We start from the raw sequence: 15692 nt of genomic DNA, 5'->3' as shown, positions 1-15692 counted from the left end.
CTGCCGGTCGCCCCTTGGAGTTTCAAAACGATTGCATCACAGAGGAACGCTGGAGTTAAAGACAGGAACACAAAAGCAGTTCCAATGGGGTCCACTTTCATGAATTTGCCCAGCGTCACCAACGCGCCGCGAGTGATCGTGCTCGACGGGGCGTCCTATCGTGCCCGCACGCTCACCCTCGCCCAGATCGGAGAGGTCCTGGCATGGCTCGAAGATCGGCTCCCGCGCGATGACGCTCGCGATGGGCCCCCTTTATTCTCTGGGGAAGCCTCCCGGCTCGCCCTGGCGACGACCGAGGGGCTGGCCGTCATTCTCCACCTGTCCCTCTTGTCGTGCCACCCCACGCTGACGCGTGACCGGGCGAGGACACTCGCGGCCACGATGACCGTCGAGGACGAATCGCGACTCCTCTCGACCGCATTCCGGCGCGGACTTGTCCTCGAGCGGACAGGCAATCGCCCTCCGAAGGACCTGACCGAGGTGAATTGGGGCGAGATCTTCGAGTCGCTCACGGACCATCGGGCAGACGCCTACGAAAGAGTGGCCGCGATCACGCTCGACCAGTTCGACAACTTCGTCAGCCGGGGTGAAGCAGGAGACGAAGGACTTCTGTCGCCAGCCGAGGTGCAAGCCTTGTGGGAGGCCGCGCCGGGACTGGAATCCCTCGTCACAGGAGACGCTTCCAATGCTTGATCCCGTTACCCTCGCCCGCGCCATTCTCGAAGCCGGCGCCAAGGGCGTTGACGAGGTGAACCAGGAAATTCGCGATCTCGAAGTCAGCCTCATCAAACTCGGTACGGCCTACGAACAGGGTCAATTCAAGATTACCGAGTACGCCCACAAGAGCGCTCGCCTCCGCGGAGAGATCGAGCGTCTGAAGGCGGGCCTCTCGGCGGCAGAGTCCGCACTCTCCCTGCCCGCGAATTCGACGGCGGGCCGAGACGGTCAAACCTTGATCCCGTCCGGTTTCCTGGCGCAAACCACCGTTGATCGTCCCACAGGTTACGAGAACGTCGAAGCGGCCAGGCAGAAGGAGGAAGCCGCCGACCGCGAGGCCAGCCGCCTCTCAAACGCTCTCGGGGCGTCCGTCGACAGCGCAATCCTCGACTCGGTCGAGAGGGGCGAGAACTCACTTCGATCGAGCGTCAGATCGGCCCTGGCAAAGGCCGGGGTTGCGGCCGAGGAGATCGGCGAGTTAACGACCCGAGTGGCGGACAAACTGTCGGCATGGGTCAACAACAACCTCAACGAGCGAGTCCTCAAGGTGGGGACCACCAACGCGGAGGCAAGGACGAATCGGGTCGAGGCCGCGACCGAGCCGAATCCAAAATCAAATCCACAATCCTCGAATACATCAACGATTGATTCCAAAGTCCTCTCTGACAAACAGTACCTCGACAGGATGCTGGTGGCCGGCTTCTCGAGTCCGGCCGAGCGAGACAAGATTCCGGCCCGGCAACTCGACGAACAGAAAAACACGAACAGGAAGCTCGAGAACCTGACCAGGGCGGTCATGGACAAGAACAGACAGGGCGACGTCGCCCGATTCGCTCGCGGGAGGACTTGATCCATGGCGACGACCATCAACGGCATTGTCTGTCAGGAGTTGCGTGAAGGCTTCAACGAGGGCATCCACCGGGAGGGGCCGGTCGCCACGAAGAAATTCCTCTGCGACTGGGCGGACCGCTACGCCGTGGCAAACGGCTTGCTCGGTCTCGTCACGCACTCGGGCGGCGTCGGTGGCACCACCACCCTCACAGCGCCCGCCCGCTATCCCGAAAGCCACAACATGTTCGCCCGCGAGATTTCCATCGAGGGAAAGGGCAAGGCCACGCAGGGCTCGTTGCAGATTCAGTTCGCGCAGGCGGTGATCACGGTCAACTACAACGTCCCTCAGTTCAACTACCTACCCAACCCCGACATCTCACTCGACCCCACCGCCCCCTACGTCTATGCGACCCAGGAGATCGACTTCGGCCGCGAGTTCGTCACCATCGAGAAGTCGGCGGTCACGCTGGCCAATGGGCACAAGTTGAAGGATCTGCCCTACGCGTTCCCGATCGCTCAGGCGGTCATGACGATCCAGTTGCATCAAGTCCCCTATCTGCCCGCCGCGCAGATCCTGGCGGCCATGCAGAAGCCGCTCAACGACGCGACCTTCCTGGGTGTCGCCCCTGGCTACCTGATGTTCAACGGCTGCAAGAGCCACACCGAGGCGAGCACGGACGCCACCTACACGCAGTCGTTGACGTATGTCTTTGCCTTCCGCCCGATCCTCCGCTGGGACGAGGTGTTCGACCCCAACGGCGTCGATGGCCCCCAGCAAGCCCGCTACAACGGCGCCGCCATCCTGTTGCGTTCCGACCTGTCGAGCCTGATTCCCTCGGCCTATCGAGGCTAAACCCCAGTGAAACTCCCTCGCGTCAAGCCGGGCGACCCGATCACCGACACCGACTTCAACCGGCTGATCGATGCCGCCAATCAGTGCAACCTCACCGTGGGCCAGGGCGGAAGCCTGAACATGATCGCAGACCCGGATGGCTACGTGCTCGACGCCGTGACCTCCGAGCCCATCTGGGGCAAGATCACAGGTCCTCTGGCAAGCGGGACGTACCCATTCACCGAGCAGTTCCCCGACTCCAGCGGGACCTGGACGGTGGGCACACTGACGGACGTCGCTTACGAAGCCGAAGGCAACCCGTCCGTCGCGTCGAACACGTACGTCCAGCTCTGGCGATCGGCGTCAGGCGACTGGCGATTCCTCGCGGGGACCTGCTGAGCCATGGCCAAACTCCCGCACGTCAAGCCCGGTGACCCGATCGAAGCCGACCTGTTCAATGCGATCGCCGAGAAGCTCGAGCAGTTCGCCAACCTTGCGGTGACCGGCCGATACCTCCGCCTCTGGTCCAGCCCGACCGGCAAGTGCCTGGCCCTGGCATTCCCTCAGCCCACGTGGGCGATGCTCTCGGGTTCGTCCTCCCCCTATTCCTTCCAGGAAGTTCGCGACGCCGCCGGCGGGACCTGGGAGGTCATGGTCAACGGAGACAGCGGAACCGCCAACGTCTACGAGCTCAACGACAAGCCGGGATTGGCCGGCAAGGTCGTGCCGATCACCTGGACGGCCGCCGGAGACTGGCGTTTCCAGTGGGTGGGATTGGGAACGTCAACCTGCGAGAGCGGCCGCATCTGCGTCACGATCGACAGCGACGGATGCTCGCCCGCAGCCCCCGTCTACGGCGCCACGGTGACGATCAACGACTCGGCCGATCCTCCGAACACCGTGGGCACCTGCCTCACCACCGGCACCCTCACCGACTTGTCTCTCTCCAACCCGGGCTCCGGCTACACCAACGGAACCGAATACCCCCTGGGCATCAGCGGCGATGGCAGCGGCGCCGCCGGAACCTTCGACGTCATCGGTGGCCAGATCACCAACCTGCTCTTAACGGACGGAGGTTCCGGCTACACCTCAGCCACCCTCACCTTCCCGGGCGCAGGCCCAGGCACGGACGCAGCGGCCTCGGCCACCGTGAAGGGTCAATGCTGCATCGAAATCCCCTCCGCCGGCACGTATCAAGTGACCGTCCAAGTCCCCGGAGCCACCGATCGCACCGCGACCGTCAATGCCGTCTGCAACCAGGACAACCACGTGTCCGTGACTTTCCCCAGCGCATCGCTGGGCACCGTCTGTTTCACATTCCTCCGATGCACCTCGTCCGGCACCGTGCCCGTCCCCGACGCCACCGTCTCAACCACTGGCACCGGCGTCGCCACCGGCACCGGCGATGCAAACGGCCTACTTTGCCTTCGAGTCGGCCACGGTTCCTACACCGCCACAGTCACGTATCCGTCAGGTGCAACGCGAACCCTTGATTTCGACGTCATAGCCTGCTCGACCACGAATGTAACGGTCACCTCGATCACATCAGTTTGCTTTGTAGCACGCACGAATGCTCCAGGGTGCACTGGAAATATCACAGTGACCAATGATGACGACGGTATGATCTTGGGAACAGGGTCGATTACCACGTCGTTTGATGGGCTGTACTACACTGGGCAAACCTGCATTACGATCAACGAGATATTCATCGGCAATTTTCCTACGTTTGGATACGATATTGACTGGCCGAAAATGTCGTACCACGCAATCGCCTTTGTGGCTTGTTACTCGATGTCAATTCCACTTAACGCCGATTCATCCGGCGACGGGTGCTAATGGAAATCAAAGTCGACATGCATGAATTTTGCAAGTCTTGCCCTCGTGTGGCCGCAAGATTGGCGATGCCGTGTCTTGGGCAGTATGTACTTGATGGGTCTTATTGCAAAAAAGCGATGACAACTGACCACGAGGCTATCATTAGGATTCTTGCTTGGGATCCGCCTGCACTTGAGGTCAGCTACAATGTCGATCGCCAGCCCCCCTTAGAGTCGTCCCAGCCGCTCAAGCCCGTGCACCATCGACCGGAAATCGCTGAAGCGTTATCGCAATTGCAGTCAATGAGATCATGCACGCATTGGCAACCTTCATCAAAATGCGGCTGCGGAGTCAACCTGTGCTCAGCCGGAAAGGGATCAAATGGAAAAGTGAGCCACCTGGATTGCTTCAAGTGTCTTCGCGAAGTTGACCCTGTCATTGCAAGGGACCGCCAACAGACTGAAGCATCTGACTCGTGATATCGTCGAGTCCAACGTGTTCCAAAAACGTATTAGTATCGTTTCTCAATAAATCCCTGAATTTAACGCTTTGAATGGTTCCGTCGCGGTTCGGATCTACTCGTCCAGCTTGATTCTCAATCAATAGGTTTGCCACGTTTGCATAAGCTGACGGCAATCCACTTAAATCCCGTACCGTGAAGTGGTCCCCAATGTCCAGACCACTCGGCCCGGTTTTTAAGTTATGCTTCGGCCCCGCTCTCCCCTCTCAAGGCCCGACCGGCTCGGCATGCAATCGGTGGCCGGAACGAACGCGGGACTCCACCCCGCTCTCCCCTCTCAAGGCCCGACCGGCTCGGCACCATGGTAGACCTCGGCGGGCGTGCGATAGGCCAAGCTCTGGTGCAAGCGCTCGTGGTTGTAAAACGCAAACCACCTTTCAAGGCCGGCTTTCAATTCTCTGGCACTGCAATATGCTTTCAAATAAATGTCCTCGTATTTCAGAGACCGCCACAGCCGCTCGACGAACACGTTGTCCAACGCCCTCCCGCGTCCGTCCATGCTCACCGCGATCCCTTCCGCCTCAAGCCGGCCGGTGAAGGCCCGCGCCGTGAATTGCACGCCTTGGTCGGTGTTGAAGATCTCGGGGCGTCCTCCCTCCAACGCCGCGTCCAACGCCTCCAGGCAGAACCGGCCGTCGAGCGTATTCGACAGCCGCCAAGAGAGCACGAACCGGCTGTGCCAGTCGATCACCGCCGCCAGGAACATGAAGCCCTGGTTGAGCGGGAGGTACGTCACGTCGGTGGACCAAACCTGATTGCGTCGCTCGATCGTCAGGTCTCGAAGCAAGTACGGGTAAACCTTGTGGTCAGGGTTTCGCGTCGTGGTTCGAGGCCCGGGATGAAGCGCCTCCAGACCCATCAATTCCATCAGGCGGCTCACGCGTTTGCGGTTGACCTCCTCTCCCTGCCTCGTCAGCCAGGCCGTCATGCGGCGGCTGCCGTAAAACGGCGTCTTGAGATATTGCTCGTCGATCCGCCTCATCAGGCTCAGGTTCTCGAGGGTCTCCGTCGCCGGCTCGTAGTAGAAGCTCGACCGATTGAGTCCCAGCAGCTCACATTGGCGACGAACACTCAAGTGAGGATGCGTGGATTCGATTAAGGCTCTTTTGGCCTCGACCTCACAAGGCAGATTTTTTTTTCACCCAGGCCAGCTCCATCTGGAGCCGCCCGATCTGCTCGTACAATTCGGTCTGGAGCTTCTCGTGGTCGGGCCGGCGGGCGGCCGACCCGTTCTCGAAGAGGCCCTCCAGGCCGTCCAGGAGTTGCTTCTTCCACTGGCTGATCTGCACCGGGTGAATCTGGTGCTGCTTGGCCAGTTCGGAGATCGTCTTGTCCTGCTTGGCGGCTTCCAAGGCGACCTTCGCCTTGAACGCCGCCGAGTGTCGCTTGCGGATTTGTCCCATGCTTCGCCCTCGGTAAGACCTCCCTCAATGATAACTTACCGAGTGGTCCGAAATCTGGGGGCCACTATACCGACTCTATGACGCCGCTTGCGAGTGGGAAAGAACTCCGATCATCAATGGCCCGGTAGTTGACGCCAAGTTGTGCCACACCAGGAAGCTTGTCCGGCCCACCCGAGAGGATGAGAAAACGGCTATAGTAGGCCCGTCGAACGAAGTAACCGGTATCGGTTCCAGTCGAGCGGTCCCAAAAGGTAATGTTAGAAGCAACCGTTCCAGTCGTAGCTATCGGATCAACCAAAGTCATAAAGTGGCCCATGAACAATCTCGCCGCACCGCTGATTTTACCACTGGCCGTACCATAGCCTGCCGGAACCGCATTGTTAAAACTGCTCCCCCACCATGCGGGGGCCAATAAGGTTTGATTGGGATCCAACGGGTTTTGCTCACGCGATTCATAGACGCTTGAGTAGGGCCCTGGCGTTCGACCAGCGGCGACATCGTCTGTTAGTTTGGCTAGATCTGGAAACCCTTTCTGGGTATCCGAGCGGAACAAGATCGGCCAGCGATAATACTGGAGTGGTTCCCCCCAAGCATCGACGAACTCAAGCAAACCATCCCCATCAGTATCCTGGACCTCCTTGCTCGTGAAATCGTTTGGGCCGAAACTGGCTCCAGACAGTCCGCCCCCCTCAACCAGGATTGCGTAAAGCATCTCACTTCGGGCGGTTTTGTGCTTGTGTCTCGCGAGTCTCTCTCTGATGACCACGACTTCGGCCACAGACAAATCCATTGCTCCTTCAAACATATCATCGATATACCCGTCTCCATTATTATCACTACCATCGTAACCCTTGGGGCAGTAGCCAAGCTGTTTGTATATACCGGCGGACACTTCGAACGCAGCGCCATACATTCCTCTGACCGGGATTCCTCCTGCATTGGCTCCGAGCGGCAACATGTAATCTGTTGCATTGCCGGCAACACCAAACGCAGCGCATGCGAAGTTCACCGGGTAAAACCCCGGGATGGCTACCGCCGTGGATCTGACAAAGAATACATCGGGAAACACAGACCGAAGGTAGTCAAATTGAGCAATGACCTGGGCACGTTCGACGCACTCAATCCGCTTTGAACCACGATGATGAAGTGCGGCCATGGTGTAATGCGCCGGAGTCGGTTCGGCCCGGTAGTTCGTCAGCGCGTCGACCCGGTCCGTCATTGCAGTTTCCAACTTGGCGATCAGGGCGATGGTCGCCTTCTCCTCTGCGCGGCGGACACCACCCATCGCGGCACGGAGGATCAATGCCATAAGGATTCCAATAATCACAATCACAATGATCAACTCAATCAGCGTGAACCCGCGACGTACCATGGTCCGGTCCTCTCGATTCAAGTTCGATAAGACGCCGACTCGCTTGGAAACAGGCGATGATTCCCACGGCCCGACTTTTCGGCTGATTCGCCAATCCTTCGATTCCTCTCGCCGCGAGGACGTTTCACGACAGAGAACCGACGTAACGGCAGATCCCGTTCATCGTGCTGCCTTTAATTTCATCACGTTCTGTTTCCGCAAATCACACCGCATGATCATCATCAGAACGTATGCCTGACTCAAATGTTAATCCAATTTTCCGTATCGCGTTGATTTTGCTCAACACGCTGGGGGGGACACTTCGCGAACAGAATGGCACTTTCCGCCCGATGACAAGACGCAAGCCCATCAGCGTAGCGATGAGCCGGAGCGTCGACCGCAGACTGCACCCGTTCAAGCACAGCACAAGCTGGGATGTGGTTATTGGCGATTTGAACCGGCGTCTCTTGAGGCGCAGTCATCCGGCCGTCAGTGGGGCTTCGGGTCGTCAGATGACCAATGCGCGAACGACAAGGGATAGGAGCCGCGAACGCGGTAGGGAGCGGGGACGTGTTCCAGACTCAAAGCAAAGGGGCAATCTGACCTGACGGCGTGAAAGGGGAGTGGAGTGGTAGGATCGTCTGGCTGTCGAAAGTGGACGGCTGCGAGAGGTTCGACCGCAAAGCCTTGCATCGTCAAGCTGTAAATGCAAAATCTCCTCTGCCCCCTCGGTGAGGGGGCAGAGGAGAAAGTTCAGTCACCAGAACGGCGATCTTTGCGATCTCGAAGCCGGGGCGATTACTGAAGTGGGCCGCCAATCGACTGAAGAGTCTGGCTCGTGATGTCGTCCTGGCTGTAGTATTCGAGCTGCGAGTTGGTATCGTTCCGGCCATTCGCGCTGAACGTGTTCAGTCTCCCGAGAGCACCACGGTTCAGGTCGACCTTGCCGCCCTGACTCTCGAGTAACAGAGCGGGCACCGAGATCGGAACGGCCGCCCCGCTGGCGTCGCGGGCATTTCCTGTCAACGCCCCAGGCCCGTTGACGACCCCCGTGGGCGTTTCAATGCTCGCGCGATCGTCGAGGGCGGAATAGATCGCCGGCACCTTGTCTTTGGGGTCGTACAACCGTGCGATTCCAACCTCCTTGTCTGGTCCCCCTGAAACGATGAGGAATCGACTGTAGTACGCGCGACGAGCGAAGATAGGCCCGGTTGCAGGGGGGTTAGGAGCGGACGAACGATCCCAAAAGGTTGTAGCGTTGGGCGAGCCAACGTTCAGTGCGATGGGGTCAACCAGGCATGGCCCGAAATGATCCATGAATGTCATCGCACCTCCGCTGATCGCCCCGCTGGCAGCCCCGATTCCTACAGGAACCGCATTATTGAATCGAGATCCCCACCACGCAGGAGCCAACAACGTCTGATTCGGATCCAGCGGGTTTTGTTCGCGCGAGTCGTAGGCGCCCATATAGGGGCCAGGCCTGTTCCCGTTCGCAAGATCCAAGGTGAGCTTGGCGACGTCAGGAAAGCCCTTCTGAACATCCGAGCGGTAGAGAATCGGCGAGCGATAGAACTGAAGCGGCTCGCCCCAGGCGTCCACGAACTCCAACAGGCCATCGCCGTCAGTATCCTGGACTTCTTTGCTGGTGAAATCGTCCTTATCGAACGAGCTGCCGTAGACCCCGCCGCCTTCGACGAGGATCGCATATAGCATCTCACTGCGAGCTGTCTTGTGCCTGTGGAGTCGGAGCCTGTTGTCGATCTGGGTAACCTCAGCAGGTGTCAAGCCGAGATTGCCTTCCGCGCGTTCGTCGACCAGCCCGTTGTTGTTATTGTCGCTCCCGTCGTAGCCTTTGGGGCCGTAGCCAAGTTGCTTGTAGATCCCGGCCGCGATCTCGTAGGACGCGCCGTATATTCCAGTCCCTGGTGAGAAATTCGCCGCAGTCCCATCCCACGACCCGCCGCTGCCAGTGGGCTGACTATTGCCAAGTGGAAGCTGGTACGCGAGGTCAGGGGGCGTGGTAGCCGGGCCGTACCTATTGCCTGCGAAGTTCAAGGGATAGTTGTCGTTATTTTGATCGTACGCGAAGACGTCCGGCAGCTGGGCTCGGATAAAATCGAATTGAGCGATTGCCTGGGCCCGCTGGACGTCTTCGATGGCTGAGCTCCCAGCGCTGTAAAGGGCGGCTAGGCCACGGTGGGCGAGCGTCGGATCAGCTCGGTAGGTCGTCAGCGCGTCCACTCGGTCGTTCATCGCCTGCTCGAGCTTGGCGACCAAAGCGATAGTCGCTTTCTCCTCAGCGCGACGGACGCCCCCCATGGCGGCCTTGAGGATGAAGGCGATGAGGATCCCGATGATCACCATGACGATCAGGAGTTCGATGAGCGTAAACCCGCGACGTCTCATGGTTCGGTCCTCATTCGACTAGGGGTAGCCGGATTCGCTGAACAGTCTCGTCTGGCTTGATGCACTCGCCGGGACACTCTTTCGACCGGATCCTCCGCCTGATGAAGTTGATTGGCGGCGGCTTCACAGGCGAAAATCTGATGTCAGATCCCGGAATGGAGAATGAAAGGATGATCTTGAACCCAGGGCCATCGTAAACGTCGTGACTCGGACGAAGGAGAATCCCCACCCACCGATCCCGACATTCCCGAATCCGTCCGCGTGAGCGTTTCTCCACAGGCCTCGACCCGTGGCGATGAAAGACTCACAAACCGACGAAAGCCATTGTGTTCATTAGGGTTAATCTGCGTGCATGCGCCAGTATACCGTACTCCGCCAGCGCAGGAAAAGAGATTGCCTGGATAGTCCTACGGACGACCCCAGGGAATTGTGACCGGACGTCATCCTGAATAACAAGAATGCTCGGCTCGTCGGACGTCGTAAGTGCGGCTGCCAGACATGCCCAACGACGCCGACCCGATCTCTCGCGACCGAGACAAACTGTTGCAACCCATTATATTCACAGGGCTTGCGCAACTAGATACTCGCGTTGACCGCCATTGGTTCTCTCGTGAGACATCGGCGCAACCAAGCTAATCTTCTCTCGAAAATCGGTCGGCCCGTTCCGTAACGGCTTGACCAATCCGCGCTGCGATCATTTGACAATCCGTCTCTCAGCCCGGCCCTTTGGAGACCAAGCGGATGACGACCGACCCTGCGCTCGATGCCGACGATGAACTCGTCGATGACGAAGACGGATCGCTCGATGACGACCTCCCGGACGTTTACGATGCGCAGACCGAACGACTCAAGGTCTACGCGACGCTCCTCCGCGTCACCGTTCCCAAGATAGGCGCCACGACTCGAGTCGAGTTTGGCAAGGAGGCCGAGATCGACCCCGACGTCTGCTCGGCTCGCAACCTGGCGATCATGGCGATCTTCGCCGACATCCGGCGGATCGCAGGGTTCGAGGAAATGAACCACCTTCCGAACGTGACTTGATCGGAACGGAAGCACGACACAACCTGGCTTCGGGTCGGTTTACAGAGCGTGGCGGGTGTGACAGGATGGGTCGTCGAGTCCCGAGTGCGACCGTTCGACACAGCAACGAGAATCACACGCGAGACGATAAGTTGGCTCATTCCTGAATGAGCATGAACAACACAAGTAGGCGTTCGCAGTGTCTCGCTCGTTCGCTCGCGCGACTTGCCCGGCGATCAATGGGTACGGATCACGCCCCTGAATAAGCCTCTGTTAGAGGATGCCACGCGCATGAGTCATCGACTCTCACGCCGTCAGTTCCTTGCCACCACGGGCGCCGCCGTGGTTTCCCTCGCCGGCGCGGCGCCTGGGAAATCCAGACGGATCCTGCTTCGCTCCTCGTGGCAGACGATTAACATCGGCGACATCGCCCATACGCCGGGGATGCTCACCCTGCTCGAAACGCACTTGCCCGAGGCAGAGGTCACGCTCTGGCCGTCGTCGATTGATAACGGTGTGGAGGAGATGCTCCGGGCTCGGTTTCCCAAACTCCGGATCGCCAAGTCGGCCGCCGAGAAGAACGCGGCGATTGAGGAGTGCGACACCTGCCTGCACGGGTCGGGGCCTGGCTTCGTCGCCGCGGCCGACATCGCCAGATGGCGAAAGACGGGTAAGCCGTACGTCATTGGCGGCATCACGCTCAATGATGCGGAGATCAAGAACAGACGCGACCTGCTCGCCGACGCAAGGTTCGTCTTCTGCCGTGACACCGACTCGCTGCAAGCCCTCGACGCCAGCAAGAATCCTTGCCCGCACAGGGAATTCGGGCCGGACGCGACGTTCTTCCTCGACCTCCGCGACGACTCGAAGGCCGACGCCTTCCTTCGCGAACACGCGCTGGAACCAGGGAAGTTCGCCTGCTTCGTCCCGCGACTGCGCTATACGCCCTACTGGAAGATCCGCAAGAGCGTTCAGCCCGATGAAGTGGCGAAACGGGAAGCCGTGAACGAGACTCACGCCGAGTCGGACCACGCCAAGCTCCGGGCCGCCATCATCGGCTGGGTGCGGACCACGGGAAACAAGGCCCTGCTCTGTCCGGAGATGACGTACCAGGTTGAACTGCTCCGCCCCCTGCTCTTCGATCGACTCCCCGAGGATGTGAAGCCGCACGTCGTCGTCCGCCCGGGCTACTGGCTGACGGACGAGGCCGCCTCAACCTACGCGCGGGCCGCCGCCGTCGTCAGTTGCGAGATGCACTCCCCCATCATCGCCATCGCCAACGGCACCCCGGCCATCCACGTCCGCCAGCCCACGGATACTCGCAAGGGACAAATGTGGCGCGATGTGGGGTTGGGCGACTGGCTTTTTGAGATCGAGGCCGCCAAGGGAGAAGAGATTTCGCTTCGCCTGCTGGACCTCGTTCGTGAATCCGAGAAAACCAAGGCCAAGATCACCAAGGCTCGCGAATTCATCGCAACCCGCGGCCGCGCGATGACGGACGCCGTCGCCACGGCCAGATGAAAGAAGCCCCACTGGGACCGCGGCCGCCCTGCCCGCTGTCCCAGAGAGGCAACTTCCGCTCGCCTTGAATTCAGGAACGAGTTGGCCACTCAAGCGGTCAGAGGATCGCCGCCTCGATGGTGACCGTGACTTCGTGCGCTCCGACGATGCCCCCGTTCACTCCGGACAGGCTCTTGAGCGTCCACCTGACCTGCCGGTCGTTGCCGCGGGCGGAGTCCATCGCAGCCTGGATCGCGGCATCGAGCGCTTCCTTGATGTCGCCTTTCTTCGATGTGCCCTTGAAGACCTGGCCGTTCCCAGGTTCATCGACCGCCTGGGTTTCTCCGGCGGCTGACGCGAGAACCATGCCCGAGGCCCCGGCGCCCAACACACTCAAAAAACTGCGTCGATCGTTCTCAGTCGCCATGGTATCGCCTTCCCCTTTTTTGGTTCACTGTCGAGGAGTCATACCACCGACGCCAGTCCACCGCTGGGACATGAAAACGGCAGGCGGTGGCCACCTTTACAATTCCCCTTTTGAGAGAGACCTGGGCAGGCCGAACTCCTTCGGCCCGCCCGGTCAAGGATTTGTGGCAGGCGCTCAGCGACCTGCCTTGACCGGCAACCCACCCAGGAGGTCGCCGTTGGGCTTGAAGCCGCCGCCGTCGACGTCCACGAAGATCGGGTTCGAGACAGCCACCGGCTTGTCCTTCGCATGGGTCGGCCCCATGACCGGTCCAAGCGTCGACTTCTCGCCGATGGCGGCGACGACGACGTGGGTATCGCGTTCCAGCCGAAGCGGAATCTCCTGGTCGAATTTCATGACCTGCTCAGAGAACCGGCCTGTGGAATTCTCACGTGTGAAGTTCAACGTTTCGGAAGGGCGGCCGTTGAGGAAGACTTGAACGCGATCGACGTCAAACCAGTTCGGGCACTGGACCCGGACCTTCAGCGTCGCTTCGCCGCCAGGGGCGGAGAGGTCGTTCCCGGGGATCGCTGCCGTGCCCGAGCTTCCCCCCGCGAGAAGTTCCACTTCGAGGAATGGTCCGCTCGTCATGACCAAATTCCCGCGCTCGGCGGTATGAACGATGTCGAGCGTTCGGATCTCGGCCGGGTCGTCCGTCGGACTCCGCAAGTAGTTTCTCAGAAATCCCGACCCGTGAAAGTTGTAGTGTGCGTCGGTGTTGACCGTGCCCGGGATACGTAGGCCCTGGTTCAGCAACTGGAGCCAGTTGACAACCCGGTTATTCCGAGTGACGCCGCCAGCTCGATCGGTCGGTTCGCCGAAGATCGTCGCAAGCGGATGAACCTCAACCACATCCATCTTCCCGCGCATGGCTGCGAATCCGGTGTCGACCGTGCCATCGCCGTTGCGGTCGTGGAACATCCAGCCCATGTCAGGGTGGTTGGCCTGAACGAGCTTGTCGCTCCCTCCATCCCAGAGGGCCAGCCGCTCGATCTGGATCTCGGGATCCGTGTCGGTCGTCGGTCCGCCATTGTCCTGAGTGTAGGGTCTGAGAATCAAAGGGAAGGCATTCTGGTGATTCAAGGGGAGCGGAAGGCCGGTCAGCTCCATCCCGACGCACGTGGCCATCCGCCGCTCAGCGCCGAGCCGCTTGAGGTGGGGTTCGTAGGTCGAGAGGCGATTATGTTCGGTGCAGGGGGCGAAATCGATTTGCTCACAGAGGAGGTTGAGCACGCGGCCGAACTGACTCCCCGTATTGTCGCCGGAGGGGCTGGAATGACTGTGAAAATCCGAGCTGATCCAACCGTCGGTCTTCACGGATCGGACCAGTTTTGCCTCCAGGAGCGTCTCCTGACCGCGCTTGGCCTCAAGCTTGGTGAAGACTGCGTCGTGTTCGGGCCCATAGCTGACGATCACGTCATAGGATCCCGGTTCCAGATCACGGCGAAAGCGACCGTCATGGCTATAGTAGGCATTCTTGACCGCGTGCTCGCCGCTGTCCGGGCCGAAGTCGGGACTCTTCGTCTCGTCGCGGCCGATGAACTGAACCTTGCAAGGGATGGCCTGTCCGTCAGCGTCGGTGATCCGGGCCACGACGGTTGCGGCCGCGGGCATTTCGACCACGAGCGACTCGGGGGAATCCGGAGCGAGCGTGACCTTTTTTGAGCCATGCCCGAGGGCCGAGACCGTCAATTCGCCCGGTTCCTGGGTGGCAGTCAGCAGGACCTCTCCCTTGTCGTCGGTGCGTCCCCAGGCGTACGGCTTGCCACTCAGAGCGAGTGCGACATCGGCCGCGGCCACAGGGCGGCCTGCTTCGTCTTTCACCGTGAGGCGAACGGGACGATCTTTCGACCCGGCCAGTTGGTTGGCGACGTGACGGACATCGAAAAGGTTCGCGCCAGGGATGACCCGTCGGGCAAAGCGATAGCTCGCGCCGGGGGCGATCCGGACGGTGGTCTTGCCGTCTTGATCACGATAGCGGAGGAGCAGTCGCCTGGCGTTGGCGGCCAGGATTTCATGCCCTTCGGCGACCACCCCGTAGGCTTGGCCGAAATACTTGTCATACGCCCAAAACAAGGGGGCCGGGGCCTCGGGGCTCGACTCGAAGGAGTGATCGGCCCGGATCGCGTCGAGCAGGTCGGCATCGATCGGCGTGGCCCCTCGGTTCGAGAACGTGGTGGTCACCAACACCGAAGGCCAGCCGTCCTCGAGGGTATACGACACCTCAACGTCGGGCTCCTTCTCCCTGGGCGTCGCAACGAGCTTGAGCGTGACGCGACGAGCCTGCACGAAGACTCGATCGAGCTCGGCGGCCTCGTACACTTTCGGAGCTTCCACCTCGATCCCGGCGAACTTGAGCTCACGAAGCTGCGCCCCGGGATAAAAGGCCGAAAGCTGGTCGCTCTGGAGATCGCGGCGCGTCAGGTCGATGAGCGAGCCGCCGACTTCGCGAACGCCCATGTTGGCGTTCCGGCCCCGCTTGGGCTGAGCGATCACCGCAACGAGCTGGTCGTTGGCCAGCGCGAAGTCGCCGAAGATGCCATCCACCTCCTTGCCCTGCGGGAGAAACCTATCGATGGTCTGCGGCGAAAGCGCGACCAGGTCCGCCCCCTGCGCCTGCAGGGCGAGGGTCGCCAGCAAAACAGGTGCAAGGAGCTTTCGATACATAACAGCACTCATCCCCGGTTCCTCCAAAGGTGGTCATCGACGCCCCCGAACTTCGTTGCAAGACCAAGTCGCGGTGAGCCAACAGTGTCCTCAGACGGTCGTTGTCTTACTCGAAGACCAGGGCTGACTGATAGTGAATTCCTGATGAAACCTCAATATGGGCC

12 protein-coding genes are annotated in these 15692 nt (G+C 60.3%); 7 read left to right on the top strand and 5 right to left on the bottom strand.

Annotated elements, in window-relative coordinates; genetic code table 11:
* The first annotated feature begins 99 nt into the window (after nucleotides 1-99).
* From V5E97_RS10245 to V5E97_RS10225, 5 genes are read left to right on the top strand one after another with little or no spacing between them, the layout of a single operon-like run.
* Nucleotides 100-693 (top strand): hypothetical protein, encoded by a 594-nt coding sequence (locus tag V5E97_RS10245; RefSeq protein WP_406699226.1) that lies wholly within the window; start codon nucleotides 100-102, stop codon nucleotides 691-693.
* A complete protein-coding gene (locus V5E97_RS10240; RefSeq protein ID WP_406699225.1) occupies nucleotides 686-1567 on the top strand; it encodes a hypothetical protein in 882 nt (293 codons plus the stop codon). Before V5E97_RS10245 ends, V5E97_RS10240 begins: the two co-directional genes overlap by 8 nt.
* Before the next feature lie 3 nt (nucleotides 1568-1570).
* Nucleotides 1571-2401 (top strand): hypothetical protein, encoded by an 831-nt coding sequence (locus tag V5E97_RS10235; protein WP_406699224.1) that lies wholly within the window; start codon nucleotides 1571-1573, stop codon nucleotides 2399-2401.
* A 6-nt stretch (nucleotides 2402-2407) separates the two neighbouring features.
* Nucleotides 2408-2779: a hypothetical protein gene (locus V5E97_RS10230; RefSeq protein WP_406699223.1), complete on the top strand. Its 372-nt coding sequence runs from the start codon at nucleotides 2408-2410 to the stop codon at nucleotides 2777-2779.
* Between the two features lie 3 nt (nucleotides 2780-2782).
* Nucleotides 2783-4216 (top strand): hypothetical protein, encoded by a 1434-nt coding sequence (locus V5E97_RS10225; protein WP_406699222.1) that lies wholly within the window; start codon nucleotides 2783-2785, stop codon nucleotides 4214-4216.
* Between the two features lie 776 nt (nucleotides 4217-4992).
* Here the strand turns inward: V5E97_RS10225 and V5E97_RS10220 are convergent.
* The 3 genes from V5E97_RS10220 to V5E97_RS10210 all read right to left on the bottom strand — a co-directional run bounded on the left by V5E97_RS10220 (nucleotide 4993) and on the right by V5E97_RS10210 (nucleotide 9875).
* Nucleotides 4993-6118, bottom strand: a protein-coding gene (locus V5E97_RS10220; protein WP_406699221.1) for an IS3 family transposase whose coding sequence is annotated in 2 segments (ribosomal slippage) — nucleotides 4993-5848 and nucleotides 5847-6118 — 1128 coding nt in all. Because the reading frame shifts where the segments join, the coding sequence is not laid out codon by codon here.
* Between the two features lie 64 nt (nucleotides 6119-6182).
* Nucleotides 6183-7490, bottom strand: coding sequence for a prepilin-type N-terminal cleavage/methylation domain-containing protein (locus V5E97_RS10215; RefSeq protein WP_406699220.1), 1308 nt, complete (start codon nucleotides 7488-7490; stop codon nucleotides 6183-6185).
* Between the two features lie 777 nt (nucleotides 7491-8267).
* Nucleotides 8268-9875 carry a type II secretion system protein gene (locus V5E97_RS10210; RefSeq protein WP_406699219.1) on the bottom strand — a complete coding sequence of 536 codons (1608 nt, stop codon included), beginning with the start codon at nucleotides 9873-9875 and terminating at the stop codon, nucleotides 8268-8270.
* Nucleotides 9876-10616: 741 nt separating this feature from the next.
* Here V5E97_RS10210 and V5E97_RS10205 point away from each other — a divergent pair.
* Together V5E97_RS10205 and V5E97_RS10200 are read left to right on the top strand one after the other, a co-directional pair.
* Complete coding sequence (locus tag V5E97_RS10205) at nucleotides 10617-10916, top strand: hypothetical protein (protein ID WP_406699218.1); 300 nt, start codon at nucleotides 10617-10619, stop codon at nucleotides 10914-10916.
* 270 nt (nucleotides 10917-11186) lie between these two features.
* On the top strand, nucleotides 11187-12416 hold the full coding sequence (locus V5E97_RS10200) for a polysaccharide pyruvyl transferase family protein (protein ID WP_406699217.1): 1230 nt from the start codon (nucleotides 11187-11189) through the stop codon (nucleotides 12414-12416).
* Nucleotides 12417-12513: 97 nt separating this feature from the next.
* Here the strand turns inward: V5E97_RS10200 and V5E97_RS10195 are convergent, their stop codons facing one another.
* Together V5E97_RS10195 and V5E97_RS10190 are read right to left on the bottom strand one after the other, a co-directional pair.
* Nucleotides 12514-12822 carry a hypothetical protein gene (locus V5E97_RS10195; protein ID WP_406699216.1) on the bottom strand — a complete coding sequence of 103 codons (309 nt, stop codon included), beginning with the start codon at nucleotides 12820-12822 and terminating at the stop codon, nucleotides 12514-12516.
* Between the two features lie 174 nt (nucleotides 12823-12996).
* Entirely contained in the window at nucleotides 12997-15540 is a 2544-nt protein-coding gene (locus V5E97_RS10190) for a CehA/McbA family metallohydrolase (protein WP_406699215.1), read from the bottom strand.
* Nucleotides 15541-15692: the final 152 nt, after the last annotated feature.

It is taken from the genome of Singulisphaera photorubra, from assembly GCF_045290345.1.
In the GTDB taxonomy this organism is placed as follows: domain Bacteria; phylum Planctomycetota; class Planctomycetia; order Isosphaerales; family Isosphaeraceae; genus Singulisphaera.
This window is presented reverse-complemented; position numbering and strand designations above follow the sequence as displayed.

Bases quoted from the DNA above. Each gene is read 5' to 3' on its own strand.
- V5E97_RS10225 (WP_406699222.1), top strand. From the start codon at position 2,783: ATGGCCAAACTCCCGCACGTCAAGCCCGGTGACCCGATCGAAGCCGAC.
- V5E97_RS10245 (WP_406699226.1), top strand. From the start codon at position 100: ATGAATTTGCCCAGCGTCACCAACGCGCCGCGAGTGATCGTGCTCGAC.
- V5E97_RS10200 (WP_406699217.1), top strand. From the start codon at position 11,187: ATGAGTCATCGACTCTCACGCCGTCAGTTCCTTGCCACCACGGGCGCC.
- V5E97_RS10215 (WP_406699220.1), bottom strand. From the start codon at position 7,490: ATGGTACGTCGCGGGTTCACGCTGATTGAGTTGATCATTGTGATTGTG.
- V5E97_RS10235 (WP_406699224.1), top strand. From the start codon at position 1,571: ATGGCGACGACCATCAACGGCATTGTCTGTCAGGAGTTGCGTGAAGGC.
- V5E97_RS10195 (WP_406699216.1), bottom strand. From the start codon at position 12,822: ATGGCGACTGAGAACGATCGACGCAGTTTTTTGAGTGTGTTGGGCGCC.
- V5E97_RS10240 (WP_406699225.1), top strand. From the start codon at position 686: ATGCTTGATCCCGTTACCCTCGCCCGCGCCATTCTCGAAGCCGGCGCC.
- V5E97_RS10205 (WP_406699218.1), top strand. From the start codon at position 10,617: ATGACGACCGACCCTGCGCTCGATGCCGACGATGAACTCGTCGATGAC.
- V5E97_RS10190 (WP_406699215.1), bottom strand. From the start codon at position 15,540: ATGAGTGCTGTTATGTATCGAAAGCTCCTTGCACCTGTTTTGCTGGCG.
- V5E97_RS10210 (WP_406699219.1), bottom strand. From the start codon at position 9,875: ATGAGACGTCGCGGGTTTACGCTCATCGAACTCCTGATCGTCATGGTG.